Here is a 12,269-nt window from a genome sequence, read left to right as displayed (position 1 = left end):
CCATGACCGGGGGGTACATGAAAGCTGGAACCAATATAAATATTGGCACTGACATTCATCGACACACTATTGAGTTCTCAAAGAACACACGCACAAACGGAATGACCGGATCGTTCCGGATCTTCCGAAGGGCAACTGTTCCAGCCTAACCTCACGTCCAGACGAAGTCAATCGTAAGCCTGGTCACAAGATCTTCAGCTCTGTCAGGCGTTTCCCCGTACTACCGCGTTTTCCCATGGCCCGCCAGCCTCTCGGGCTAGCGTCTCGGCTCCGGGTTGGTGTCCGTGTCGCTCTGACTTCCAATAAGTTACGCGCCGGATAACGCCGCGTCAAATCGCCTGGACAGCACCGGATCTCCGCAGGTCACGGCGGTGCGCTCAGCCGTTGCGCCGGCCTGAATCACACGCATGTGACTCAGGCCTCCGCAACGACGTCAGGCTATCCGATGCACGCCCGCCATGTTCTTCTTTCCGCGCCGCAGCACCAGCCACTCGCCGTGCAGGTAGTCGGCATCGGAGGGAGTCCATTCGAGGTCGCTCACCCGCTGGTTGTTCACCGACGCACCGCCTTCGTTGACCACCCGGCGGGCCGCGCCCTTGCTTTCGCACAGGCCGGACGCGACGAGCAGGTCGACGATCGTGTTCGGTTCACCCGGCACCACCTCGGCGACCTTGCCGTCGACCGCGGCTTCGCGCAACGCGGCGCCGAGCGTGGACAGCGGAAGTTCGCCGAGCTCACCGCGGCCGAACAGGGCATGGCTGGCCAGTTCCGCCGCGCGGGTCTCGGCCTCGCCGTGCACCAGCGTGGTCATCTCCGCTGCCAGGCGCTTCTGCGCCTCGCGGGCGAAGGGACGTTCCGCCGTCGCCTGCTCGAGTTCGTCGAGTTCTTCGCGGCTCAGGAAGGTGAACCAGCGCAGGTAGCGAACAACATCGGCGTCGGCGGTGTTCACGAAGTACTGGTACCAGGCGTAGGGGCTGGTCAGTTCGGGGTCGAGCCACAGGCTGCCGCCACCGGTGGACTTGCCGAACTTCTTGCCGTCGGCCGAGGTCACCAGCGGCACGGTGAGCGCGTGCACATGCGCGCCGTCGACGCGCCGGTTCAGTTCGACGCCGGCGATGATGTTGCCCCACTGATCGGAGCCACCGACCTGCAGCGTGCAACCGTGCTCGCGCCGCAGCTGCAGGTAGTCGTTGGCCTGCAGCAGCATGTAGCTGAACTCGGTGTAGGAGATGCCGTCGCCTTCGAGCCGCCGTTTGACGGTGTCGCGGGCGAGCATCACGTTCACCGAGAAGTGCTTGCCGACATCGCGCAGGAAGTCGATGGTCGACAGCGGGCCGGTCCAGTCCATGTTGTTCACGATGACCGCACCGGTCGGCGACTCGTCGAGGTCGACGAACCGCTCGAGCTGGCCCCGGATGCGCTGTGCCCACTCGGCGACGGTGTCGGTCGAGTTCATGATGCGTTCGCCCACGTCACGTGGGTCGCCGATCATGCCGGTCGCGCCGCCGGCGAGCACGATCGGCCGATGCCCGGCCAGCTGGAAGCGCTTGAGCGCGAGCAGCGGGACGAGGTGGCCGGCGTGCAGGCTGGCGGCGGTCGGGTCGAAGCCGGCATAGAGCGTCAGGGGCGCGGTGGCCGCGGCAGCGCGCAGCTCGTCCAGGTCGGTGGACTGCGCGATCAGGCCGCGCCAGGTCAGTTCGTCGAAGATGTCGCCGGTCACGCTGACCCATCTTTCCGCATGCGGTTCGTCAGTCGCGTGCGCGGGTGAGCCAGGCGAGCAGATCGGCTTCGACCTCGTCGCGGTTGGTTTCGTTGAGAACTTCGTGGCGGGCGTCCGCGTAGACCCGGTAGGTGAGGTCGGCAAGGCCCGCGTCGCGGTAGCGCTGGACGAGCAGGTCGGACAGGCGGAGCTTGTTGTTGAGCGGGTCCTTGTCGCCGACCATCACGTAGATGGGCAGGTCGGCGCGCACGGTGCTCGGATCGGACAGCCGCGTCTGGGCGTTGCCCGCGAGCAGGCCCATGTTGGCGTCGTCGATGGCGAAACCGCACCAGGGGTCGGCGTTGTAGGCGTCGACCTGGGCGTCGTCGCGACTGATCCAGTCGGCGTCGGTGCGGGTGGGCTGGAACTCCGCGTTGAAGAAGCCGAGCAGGTCACCACCGGCGGCCGCGATCTCGCCGAACAGGCCGTCGACCGCGGTCGTGCCGCTCAGCACCACCTCGTCGACGAGGCCGGAATGGTCGAGCAGGTACTGCTGCACGGCGAAGGAGCCGAGGCTGTGGCCGATCAGGGTGACGGGCAGCCCGGGGTGACGTTCGCGCAGGATCTCGGTGAGCGCGACCTCGTCGGCGACGAGCAGGTTCCAGCCGTCGGGGCCCAGGTCACCCGGTACGGCACCCATGCTGAGCCCGTGCCCGCGGTGGTCGTCGGCATAGACGGCGAACCCGAGACCGGCCAGTCGTTCGGCGAGGTGGCTGTAGCGGTCGGAATGTTCGCCCATGCCGTGCGCGATCTGCACGACCCCGCGCGGCTCGGTCTCGGTGGGGAGCCAGCTCCGCACGTGGATCGTGGTGCCGTCACTACTGGGGAAAGTGAACACGGGCGCTCCTGCTCGTACGGTCTTCTCGACGTGGTTCTCGATCGTCGCACCTGCGAGGGATTCGCCCTATTGGGTTCGGCGACGAAATCGGGAGCACGAGATCAGCTCCGTCACCGAACTCTCGGCACGCCGACAATCGCCGGAACCTCACGGCTCCGGCGATTGTCAGCGTGTCGAGTGGTGGCTCATCGCACCAGCGCGGTGATGGTGGCGCGGCGTTCGTAGGCGATCCAGGCGAAGATCGCGGCCAGCACCAGTGGGAAGATCCCCATCGCGGGCTTGTCGGCGATGAAGGCCTGCGTCGCCGCGGCGAGCACCGTGAGCACGGACAGACCGGCGGCGGCCAGGCCGGACAGGCGCGGCACCATCAGGCCGATTCCGCCCGCCACCTCGACGACTCCGATGAAGATCAGCAGCCCGATCGGGATGGTCAGGTTCTCGGGGGCGTTGTCCATCAACGTGTTCGGGATGACAAGCTTCGGGCCGCCGGAGGCGATGACGAAGAACAGGCCGAGCACGATCTGCAGGGTCCACAGGACGCGGTTGCGGATCTTGCCGGGGCGGTAGCCGGCGGCGTCGGAGAGGTTCGCGGAGGGGGTCGCAGTGGTCATGGTCTCGTCCTTCGAGTCGGTCGCGCCGGGTTGGTAGCGCGTTCAACAGATAGGACGGACCGTCGCCGGGAAACTCATCGCTGTCGGCGAAGTCTGTCGAAATCGTCGTTAGGGCATCGGGGCGCGAGGGCTGCGCCGATAGACCGAGACGGCGGGCGAGGCCGGTAGCCAGAACCGCCACGGGATCTCGGCGGCCACGCTGACACCCACTCGGGGACCGGTGGCGATATCGGACTGCGGCACCGGTGGTTCCAGTGCGAGGCGCAGCGCGGAGAACGGGTCGAACAGCTCGGTTCCGTAGTCGGACATGCTGATGCCGAGCGCGCTGCCGACATTGCCCGGCCCCCGCGCCAGATCGGCGTCCGTGCGGGCGGCGGGCCTGCGTTCGCGGGCGAGGTCGATGCCCTCGACTACTTCCGCCGCGCGCACGAGCACCGCACCTGCCTCACCGTCGTAGCCACCGGTCACGTTGACACAGAGATGAATTCCGTACGAGCGGTAGACGTAGAGCCGCCCGGCCGGGCCGAACATCACCGCGTTGCGGGCCGTCGGCCCCGGCCAGGAGTGTGCGGCCGGATCGGGCCACGGTCCGTCGGGGTTGCTGCCGTAGGCCTCGACTTCCACGATGCGCAGCGCCACCGGTCCCGACCACAGGATCGCGCCGAGCAACCTGCGGGCGGCGGTAGGGGGATCGACGGCCAGTTCCTGGGCGGACACGACCGCCATTGTCGCCCAGTCGGGCACCCACGCGCGGCATTCCGTTGCCGCGCGTGGCCGAAGGTACGCCGACGCGATCGGTACTCAGGCGTAGGCGCTGTGCTGCCCGGCGCGCAGGATGCGCCGATCGTCGACGATCACCACCGCGTAGGCGACCGCTACCAGGGCGGCGAGTTGGCCCCAGGCGAGCCAATACACCCCGATCGGCGTGGTGGCGGCGACGGCGAGGGCGCCGAGCAGCCTGCCGCGGGCACCGGACAGACCGAGCGCGGTCCGGAACCAGGACTGTCCGACGAAGTAGAGGGCGACGCCGCCGGACAACGCGCCCGCGGCGGCCCAGCTCACCGGTTCGCCGCCGTGCGCGATGCTGAGCGCGATCCCTGCCGACGTGAGGATGACACCGACCAGGAGCGGATAGAGCGCATAGTCGTAGGCGACGAGCGCAGGCCGCACCCGTTCGAGGTCGGGTCGTTCGCCCAGCGCGTGCTCGCCGCGTTCGTCGTCGAAACCGAAGTAGGCCCACCACAGCACGTACGCCAGCGCCAGCCCCAACGCGACCATGGCCAGCAGCGCGACGGTGATCGGTTCGCCTGCCAGCCCGACACCGAGGGCGACGATCGATTCGCCGAGCGCGACGATCACCACCAGCCCGTGCCGCTCGCAGAAGTGCGAGACGCGCACCCGGAACCCGGCGGTGTCGACGAGGTAGGGACTGAGGATCTGCACCGCGAAAGCCCCTGCCCAGAGCACGTATTGCAGTGGCGGGTGGGTGAAGCCGCCCGCCACGACCAGGGTGGCCGATACCGCGTTGAGTGGCCCGATCCGGCGGATCGCCAGGACGGCCGACGCCCCGCCCGCCGAGGCGAACATCGCGGTGTGGATCGCGGTCACCAGCAGGTAGCCGATGCCGAAGGCGACACCGGTGCCGTGGAAGGCGTCGGGCACGGCGAGCGCGAGCATGAAGAACGCCGACATCCCGACCAGCAACCAGGTCCGGCGCGAGGACGAGCTCGGCGCGACCTCGTTGGTCAGCCAGACGTACCCGCTGTACATCCACCAGATCACGCCGAACATCAGCGAGACCTGCAGAACTGCTTCCCATCCCGGATGGTGCACGAACACGTGGGTGAGCTGGGTGATCGTGAAAACGAAGACCAGGTCGAAGAACAGTTCCAGGGTCGAGGCCCTGACCTGGCCACCTTCGGCCCGGTCGTTGAGATTGCTTGACACGGCAGAATGGTAGGGCCAGTGACCGGTTCGCGCGAACCCAGCGCGGGACGAGGTTTCACCCCTGATGCAGGAGGGGTTCTCGGCCGGGACGAGCTCGTCCCGGCGCGACAAACGGTCAGCGAGGGGTTGCTCAGCCGAGCAGGTCGGTGCCGCGGTACAGCCCGGCCAGCTTGCCGGGGTTGACCTGGAAGCGCAGATTCTGGATGTGTCCGTCGACGAGGTCGAAAGTGAAGGCGGCGCCGGGGTTTCCGGCGAAGGAGGCCAGGGTGCCGAGCTCACCGTTGATGCCGGTCGCGGTGAGTTCGAAACCCGCGGACGACGGTTTGGCGAGGACGCCCAGGATCCAGCGGGCGACGTGGTCGGGTCCGTGCAGGGGGCGACGGGCGGCGGTGACCACGCCGCCGCCGTCGGACCAGCACGTGACATCCGGGGCGAGCAGGTCCATCAGGGCATTGAGGTCGCCGCCTGCGCAGGCGGCCATGAACTGTGCGGTGACCTGGGCGCGGGCGGCCTTGTCGGTATCGAATCGTGGACGTCGCGAGTGGACGTGGTTCTTCGCGCGGTGCGCGATCTGGCGCACGCTCGCCTCGGACCGTTCGAGGGCTTCGGCGATCTCGGCGTGCGAGTAGCCGAACACTTCGCGCAGCAGGAACACCGCGCGTTCGACGGGGGTGAGGGTTTCCAGCACGACGAGCATGGCGGTGGAGACGGTGTCGGCCAATTCGGTGTCCTCGGCGATATCGGGCGATGTCAGGACCGGCTCGGGAAGCCAGGGGCCGACATAGCTTTCGCGGGTCGCGCGGGCGGAGGTGAGACGGTTCAGCGAGAGATTGGTGACCGTGCGGACCAGGTAGGCCTTGGGATGGGTGACCGCGGCGCGGTCGGTGTCGTTCCACTTGAGCCAGGTGTCCTGCAGGACGTCCTCGGCGTCGGTGACGGTACCGAGCATGCGGTAAGCGGTCGCGAACAGCAGGCGGCGGTGTTCGAGAAACGGATCCTGATCGGCCATACGATCTACCATGTCGCACGCTCCGTCACGGCGGCCAGTCGGTGGGCGCCGAGCAGGCTCGGCGCCCGATCGGCGACGGTGCAGGCTGTTCACGCGACGGCGCGAGTCACCTTGCCACCCTTGGACAATTGCACGTTCATGGTCATCTTCTTACTGGCCTTGAACGTCGGAACGGGGCTGCTGCTGACCAGCTCCTTGTAGATGCGCGCGGCCCAGCCGGTGAGGTAGAGGCGGCGCGGGGTGTCGTCGGCGTCGGTGAACTGGATGACCGCGTCGCGGCGGCCCAGGCTGACCGGCTGGTGGAAGTACCCGAAGCGGAACGGCCGCACTGTCTTGCCGCGCAGTTCGGCGGCGATCAGGTCGGCGGTGTAGGCGGCGGTCGGCAGGCCGCTCTGACAGGTACCGTGCACCTGCCCCCACCCCTGGCGGACGGCGGCCGCGTCACCGATGGCGTGAATCATGTTGTGCGACAACGACTTCAGTGTCGGGTCCACGACGATGAGGCCACGCGCGTCGGTCTCGATCCCCGCCTCGGCGGCCAGCGGTGAGACCCGCACGCCGGTGGTCCACAGCGTGAGGTCGGCGCCGATCACCGTGCCGTCGGCGAGCTCGACCGCGTCGGGCTGCACCTTGGCGACGCGCACGCCGATCTCGCGGACGATGCCGAGCCGGTCCATCGCCTTGTTCAGGTGGGCGCGGGCTTTGTCGCCCATCATCGCGCCCGGCTCGCCCGAGCTGATCAGGGTGACGCGCAGACCGGGGTGGCTTTCCGCGATCTCGGTCGCGGCTTCGATACCGGTGAGTCCGCCACCGCACACGGCGACGCGGGCACCCTGGGCCGCGAGGGTGGCGAGCTTGCCCGCGAATTCGTGGGCGAGGCGCGGGTCGTCGAGGGTGAAGGCGTGGTCGGCGACGCCGGGCACCAGGGAGGTCTCGGCGGTGCTGCCGAGGGCGTAGATCAGCTCGTCGTAGGCTAGTTCGCCGATGCCGTCGACGTGGACGCGCCGCGCGGTGGGGTCGATCGCGGTGACCCAGCCCTGCACGAATTCGACGCCGGTGCCGTCGAGGATTTCCGGGATATCGTGGTGGGCGAGCTCCTGACCGGCGGCGATCTGGTGCATCCGCAGCCGCTCGGTGAAGCGGGCCGACGGATTGACCAGGGTGATCGCCACATCCAGTTTTCTGGTGCGCCGGGCCAGGCGGATCGCGGCCAGCATGCCGGTGTAGCCGGCCCCGAGGACGACGATGCGGTGCGTAGTGGTGGTCATTGCGGTACTCCTGTCGGTGGGATGTTCATGGGACAAGGCAGCTCGCCGGAACGTGACAACCCGGCATTGTGATCCAAGTCACATGGTTCTGACCTGCGGGAAACCCTGAAATCCGCGACCGGAAATCAGGGTCGCACCGGGGACACACCCGGATGTGGCGCCGGGTTCGCGTCCCTACCGTCGACGCATGGCTTCTCCCCCACGCCGGCTACGCCGCATCCTGCTCGGCGCGTGCGCCCTCGTCGTCACCCTGGTCACCGCGATCGGCGCCGGGGTGGCGTGGACCTGGAGCTCCGCCGACATCTCGACGGTCGGCACCACGGAATTCACTCAGCCACTGCGCATCCCGCCGCTGGCGGATTCGACAGTCGACTCCACCGGAACACGGGTGTTCGCCCTCGATATGCGCACCGGGACAACCACATTCGAGACCGGCCGCGCCACCGAGACGTGGGGCTTCAACGGCAGCTACCTCGGCCCCACCGTGCGCGCGGCCCGCGGCGAACGCGTGCGGGTCCAGGTGCGCAACCAGCTCCCCGAGGCATCGACAGTGCACTGGCACGGCATGCACCTGCCTGCCGCCATGGACGGCGGGCCGCACCAGATGGTCGACTCCGGTGCGACATGGACACCGGAATGGACTGTGGATCAACCGGCTTCGACTCTCTGGTACCACCCGCACCCGCACGGCGCGACCGAGGACCATGTGCGCCGCGGCCTGGCGGGCCTGTTCCTGATCGATGACGCACCGAGTGCGGAACTGCCGCTGCCCAGCACCTACGGCGTGGACGACATCCCGGTGATCGTGCAGGACATGCGTCTGCGCGGTAGCCGCCTCGACAGCGCGCACGCGATCTTCCGGGACATCGGCTTCCTCGGCGACCGCACCATGGTCAACGGCACCCTGTCCCCCTATCGGGAAGTCGGGGACGAACTGGTGCGGCTGCGCCTGCTCAATGCCTCGACCGCGCGGATCTACACCTTCGCCTTCGACGACGCCCGCGCGTTCGCGATGATCGGTTCCGACGGCGGCCTGCTCGAACGCCCCACCACCCTCGATCACCTGCGACTCTCACCCGGCGAACGCGCGGAGATCGTGGTGCGGATGCGGCCCGGTGAGCGCACGGTGTTGCGCAGCGAGAAACTCGCGGCGGGTCTCGACTTCTGGTCGAACCGGTTCTCGGGCGGTGACGACACGTTCGATGTGCTCGAACTGCGCGCGGCGGCGACCTTGCGCCCCTCCGCTGGGTTACCGGAAACTCTTGTGCCGCTGTCGATTCCCGATGGGACCGACTCGGTCATACAACGGCGCTTCGACCTGACCCTTGCTGGTATCAACGGCGAGCGCATGGACATGAGCCGCATCGACACCACGGTCACCCGGGGCACCACCGAGACCTGGGTCGTGCGCAACATCGACGGCATGCCGCACAACTTTCACGTCCACGATGTGCAGTTCCGGGTGCTCGAGTACGACGGCGGCCCGCCCCCGCCCGAGCTGACCGGCGCCAAGGACACCATCTTCCTGCCACCGAATACGGCGACGACGCTGGCCCTACGGTTCGACGGGCCCGCCGATCCGACGACGCCGTACATGTATCACTGCCATCTGCTGTGGCACGAGGATGTCGGGATGATGGGCCAGTTCGCCGTTGTCGAACCAGGTCAGCAGGCCGTGACACCCCCGGGACACGCCCACTGACCTTGCCACCTCGAAACCATCGCGCTAAATTCATCACGTAGTGAATTCAACACTCGATGAATTGAGGCGACCATGTCGCGCACCGCACCGCCACCGATCGCCGTCCAGGTCGCGGACCTGACCGTCAAACGCGGAAAACGCCCCGTTCTGCACGGCCTCACCCTGGATATCCCCCGCGGCTCGATCACCGGTCTGCTCGGGCCGTCCGGTTGCGGGAAGACCACCCTGCTGCGCAGCATCGTGGGAACGCAGCTGGTGGAATCGGGCACCGTCACGGTGCTCGGCGAACCGGCGGGCAGCGCCGGGCTGCGGCGCCGGGTCGGTTACGTCACCCAGGCGCCGAGCATCTACGCCGACATCAGCGTCCGCGACAACGTGGCGTACTACGCCGCGCTCTACGGGCGCGACCGCGACGACACCGAATCCGCGCTCGTCGCAGTCGGTTTGGCCGATCACGCGGATCAGCTCGGCGACCAGCTCTCGGGTGGCCAGAAGACCAGGGCATCCCTGGCATGCGCGCTCGTGGGCAAGCCGGAACTCCTGGTACTCGACGAACCGACAGTCGGCCTCGATCCGGTGTTGCGCGTGGAACTGTGGAAGCAGTTCCGTGAATTGGCCGCGGCGGGAACGACTCTGCTCGTGTCGAGTCACGTGATGGACGAAGCCGAGCACTGCGACAAGCTGCTGCTGATGCGCGAGGGCAACCTGCTCGCCCAGCTCAGCCCCGACGAACTGCGCGAGCGCACCGACGAACAGAACCTCGAGGCCGCTTTCCTGACCCTGATCACGATGGGAGAGCACGCATGACCACCCTGCGCCCCTACACCGCCACGACCGCCCGGATCCTGCGACAACTGCGCAACGATCACCGCACCGTCGCCATGATCCTGGTGGTCCCCGCCCTGCTGATGACGCTGCTGTACTTCATCTACCAGGACGCACCGCGCCCGCCGCACGCCCCGCTGACGATGTTCGACCGGGTCGGCATCACGATGCTCGGGATCCTGCCGTTCATCGTGATGTTCCTGATCACCGCGATCGCGATGCAGCGCGAACGCACATCGGGAACCCTCGAACGACTGCTCACCACACCGCTGAGCAAGCTCGACCTGCTCGCCGGATACGGCAGCGCGTTCTCCCTCGCCGCCGCCGCGCAGGCCGCGGTCGCCTGCGTGGTCGCGTTCTGGCTGCTCGGACTGACCGCCGCGGGCAGCCCGGGCTGGGTCATGCTGATCGCGATGGTCGACGCGGTGTGCGGCGTCGGGCTCGGCCTGCTGGCGAGTGCGTTCGCGCGCACCGAATTCCAGGCCGTGCAGTTCATGCCGGTGATCGTCGCGCCACAGATCTTCCTGTGCGGGCTGCTGGTACCGCGCGACCGGCTGCCCGGCTGGCTCGAGGCGATCAGCAATGTGATGCCGTTGAGCTACGCGGTCGACGCGCTCCAGCAGGTGTCGGTTCACGCGGAGCCGACAGCTGCGATGTGGCGCGATATCGCCGTCGTCGCCGGGTTCGCGCTGGTGGCGCTCGGCCTCGCCGCGGCTACTCTGCGTCGACGCACCCCGTAGCGAACACGACCCGACGAGAGGATCCACGATGAGTGACGGCGAATCCGGTGCCGGCACAGCGAAATCCGGGCGCACCGGACGCAGGCCGGGCAACGCCGACACCAAGCTGGCGATCCTCGACGCGGCGCGGGTCCGGTTCGCCGGCGCCGGGTTCGACAAGACCTCGATCCGCGCGATCGCGGCCGATGCCGATGTCGACCCGGCGCTGGTGCACCACTACTTCGGCAACAAGCAGCAGCTGTTCGCCGCCGCCGTGGACTTCCCGGTCGACCCGGACACCACGCTCAGAGCCGTCGACGCCGCGCCGATCGCCGAGCTCGGCGCGACGATCGTGCGCGCGGTCGTCACGGTGTGGGACTCCCCCGCCGGACCCGGCATCGTGGCCATGGTCCGCAGCATCTTCGCGGGCGGCGATCAGAATCTCGCGCGCACGTTCCTGCTCCAGGTGGTACTGGAACGGGTCCGGGTGCGCATCGCCACCGCCGACGACGACGGTCGCGCCAGGGTCTCGCTGGCCGCATCCCAGATGATCGGGGTCTTGACCGCCCGCAAGATCATCGCGCTGGAACCGCTGGCCTCGATGCCGATCGATGCCGTGGTCGATGCCGTCGGCCCAGTCGTACAGCGCTACCTGACCGGTGAGATCGAGATCGGCAGTTGGTGATTCAGCGCGACCTCACCCGCACGATCGCCGGTGGCACATCGCGCAGCAACGGCAACGCGCCGAAGATCGGCAGGGTCGCGGCCAGCGGACCGTGCGAGGGACCGTAGGAGCTCACCGTCACCTCGCCGACCGCCGGACTCCACGACCGCAGCAGCGCCGCGATCTTGCTGCGCTCGATCCCCCACGGCATCGGCGGCGCCGTGTAGTCCGGCGTCGTGTGGAACCCGCGCACGGTCTTGCGGGAGAACCACGGCGGGATCGTGTCGAACATCAGCTCCACGCCGGGAAATCGTTCGAGAATCGCGGTGACCAGGCGGCGCACGTCGTCGGGCGCGAAGTACATCAACAGCCCCTGCGCCGTGATGAAGACACCGCGCTCGGGGTCGACGTGGTCGAGCCAGGTCAGATCCAGCGCACTGATCGGCAGGTACGCACACCTCGGCGTCGGCGGCAGGAATCGAGTGCGGATCTCGATCGCCTCGGGCACATCGACGCACAACCATCGCACCGCGCCGTCATCGCACCGCTGGAACTGGGTCTCGAGCCCGGCGGCCAGTTCCACCACGGTCCCGCCGGGATGCGCGGCCAGCCACGGCCGCAGTGCCTCATCGAAGCGGGCCGAACGTACAGCGTGGGTGCCGTCGGGCTCGCCGAAGGTCCGCGTGTAGTCGAAATCGATGGTGTCGTAGAGGCGTTCACAGTCCGGATCGGTCAGGACCGCGTCGGCGCGCTTCACCTCCGCACCACGGTTGTGCAGGGTCCACAGCATGGTCAGCGGAATGCCGCTCAATGCGACGTCATCAGCCATCGGACGCACTCTTTCCTGATCGGGTCAGCACCTCAGCACGAACTAAGGTAAGCCTAACTCCGATTCGGGAGCAGTGGGGAAGCTGCCGAATGGGCCGA

Annotated in this window: 12 protein-coding genes; 4 read left to right on the top strand and 8 right to left on the bottom strand. The window is 68.0% G+C overall.

The window, feature by feature from the left end; all coding sequences use genetic code 11:
* Window positions 1-433 precede the first annotated feature (433 nt).
* The 7 genes from tyrS to ACFVVI_RS32245 all read right to left on the bottom strand — a co-directional run bounded on the left by tyrS (window position 434) and on the right by ACFVVI_RS32245 (window position 7,432).
* The gene (tyrS, locus tag ACFVVI_RS32275; protein WP_378994288.1) at window positions 434-1,720 is read right to left on the bottom strand and encodes a tyrosine--tRNA ligase; all 1,287 of its coding nucleotides are present in this window, start codon (window positions 1,718-1,720) and stop codon (window positions 434-436) included.
* Window positions 1,721-1,748: 28 nt separating this feature from the next.
* The gene (locus ACFVVI_RS32270) at window positions 1,749-2,597 is read right to left on the bottom strand and encodes an alpha/beta fold hydrolase (RefSeq protein WP_387448204.1); all 849 of its coding nucleotides are present in this window, start codon (window positions 2,595-2,597) and stop codon (window positions 1,749-1,751) included.
* Window positions 2,598-2,782: 185 nt separating this feature from the next.
* Window positions 2,783-3,208 carry a DoxX family protein gene (locus ACFVVI_RS32265; RefSeq protein WP_378994284.1) on the bottom strand — a complete coding sequence of 142 codons (426 nt, stop codon included), beginning with the start codon at window positions 3,206-3,208 and terminating at the stop codon, window positions 2,783-2,785.
* A 108-nt stretch (window positions 3,209-3,316) separates the two neighbouring features.
* Window positions 3,317-3,925: a DNA-3-methyladenine glycosylase gene (locus ACFVVI_RS32260; protein WP_378994282.1), complete on the bottom strand. Its 609-nt coding sequence runs from the start codon at window positions 3,923-3,925 to the stop codon at window positions 3,317-3,319.
* Window positions 3,926-4,009: 84 nt separating this feature from the next.
* Complete coding sequence (locus ACFVVI_RS32255; RefSeq protein WP_387448201.1) at window positions 4,010-5,155, bottom strand: low temperature requirement protein A; 1,146 nt, start codon at window positions 5,153-5,155, stop codon at window positions 4,010-4,012.
* A gap of 130 nt (window positions 5,156-5,285) precedes the next feature.
* Complete coding sequence (locus ACFVVI_RS32250; protein ID WP_378994278.1) at window positions 5,286-6,176, bottom strand: RNA polymerase sigma-70 factor; 891 nt, start codon at window positions 6,174-6,176, stop codon at window positions 5,286-5,288.
* A gap of 77 nt (window positions 6,177-6,253) precedes the next feature.
* A complete protein-coding gene (locus tag ACFVVI_RS32245) occupies window positions 6,254-7,432 on the bottom strand; it encodes an NAD(P)/FAD-dependent oxidoreductase (protein WP_387448199.1) in 1,179 nt (392 codons plus the stop codon).
* A 187-nt stretch (window positions 7,433-7,619) separates the two neighbouring features.
* Between ACFVVI_RS32245 and ACFVVI_RS32240 the strand changes: the two genes are divergently transcribed.
* The 4 genes from ACFVVI_RS32240 to ACFVVI_RS32225 all read left to right on the top strand — a co-directional run bounded on the left by ACFVVI_RS32240 (window position 7,620) and on the right by ACFVVI_RS32225 (window position 11,363).
* Window positions 7,620-9,134: a multicopper oxidase family protein gene (locus ACFVVI_RS32240; protein WP_387448197.1), complete on the top strand. Its 1,515-nt coding sequence runs from the start codon at window positions 7,620-7,622 to the stop codon at window positions 9,132-9,134.
* 72 nt (window positions 9,135-9,206) lie between these two features.
* On the top strand, window positions 9,207-9,941 hold the full coding sequence (locus ACFVVI_RS32235; RefSeq protein ID WP_387448195.1) for an ABC transporter ATP-binding protein: 735 nt from the start codon (window positions 9,207-9,209) through the stop codon (window positions 9,939-9,941).
* The gene (locus tag ACFVVI_RS32230) at window positions 9,938-10,699 is read left to right on the top strand and encodes an ABC transporter permease (RefSeq protein ID WP_378994269.1); all 762 of its coding nucleotides are present in this window, start codon (window positions 9,938-9,940) and stop codon (window positions 10,697-10,699) included. Before ACFVVI_RS32235 ends, ACFVVI_RS32230 begins: the two co-directional genes overlap by 4 nt.
* Window positions 10,700-10,727: 28 nt before the next feature.
* Window positions 10,728-11,363, top strand: a complete 636-nt coding sequence (locus ACFVVI_RS32225) for a TetR family transcriptional regulator (RefSeq protein WP_387448193.1) — start codon at window positions 10,728-10,730, stop codon at window positions 11,361-11,363.
* Window position 11,364: 1 nt separating this feature from the next.
* Here the strand turns inward: ACFVVI_RS32225 and ACFVVI_RS32220 are convergent, their stop codons facing one another.
* On the bottom strand, window positions 11,365-12,171 hold the full coding sequence (locus ACFVVI_RS32220; RefSeq protein WP_387448191.1) for a class I SAM-dependent methyltransferase: 807 nt from the start codon (window positions 12,169-12,171) through the stop codon (window positions 11,365-11,367).
* Window positions 12,172-12,269 lie beyond the last annotated feature (98 nt).

The sequence above is a fragment of the Nocardia sp. NPDC058114 genome, assembly GCF_042884695.1.
GTDB lineage: Bacteria > Actinomycetota > Actinomycetes > Mycobacteriales > Mycobacteriaceae > Nocardia.
Note: the sequence above shows the minus strand (reverse complement) of the source record. Positions and strands in the feature narration are given on the sequence as shown.

What these genes read in the sequence shown, in the direction of transcription:
- ACFVVI_RS32265 (WP_378994284.1), bottom strand. Translation starts at nt 3,208, where the DNA reads ATGACCACTGCGACCCCCTCCGCGAACCTCTCCGACGCCGCCGGCTAC.
- ACFVVI_RS32250 (WP_378994278.1), bottom strand. Translation starts at nt 6,176, where the DNA reads ATGGTAGATCGTATGGCCGATCAGGATCCGTTTCTCGAACACCGCCGC.
- ACFVVI_RS32245 (WP_387448199.1), bottom strand. Translation starts at nt 7,432, where the DNA reads ATGACCACCACTACGCACCGCATCGTCGTCCTCGGGGCCGGCTACACC.
- ACFVVI_RS32240 (WP_387448197.1), top strand. Translation starts at nt 7,620, where the DNA reads ATGGCTTCTCCCCCACGCCGGCTACGCCGCATCCTGCTCGGCGCGTGC.
- ACFVVI_RS32235 (WP_387448195.1), top strand. Translation starts at nt 9,207, where the DNA reads ATGTCGCGCACCGCACCGCCACCGATCGCCGTCCAGGTCGCGGACCTG.
- ACFVVI_RS32230 (WP_378994269.1), top strand. Translation starts at nt 9,938, where the DNA reads ATGACCACCCTGCGCCCCTACACCGCCACGACCGCCCGGATCCTGCGA.
- ACFVVI_RS32225 (WP_387448193.1), top strand. Translation starts at nt 10,728, where the DNA reads ATGAGTGACGGCGAATCCGGTGCCGGCACAGCGAAATCCGGGCGCACC.
- ACFVVI_RS32220 (WP_387448191.1), bottom strand. Translation starts at nt 12,171, where the DNA reads ATGGCTGATGACGTCGCATTGAGCGGCATTCCGCTGACCATGCTGTGG.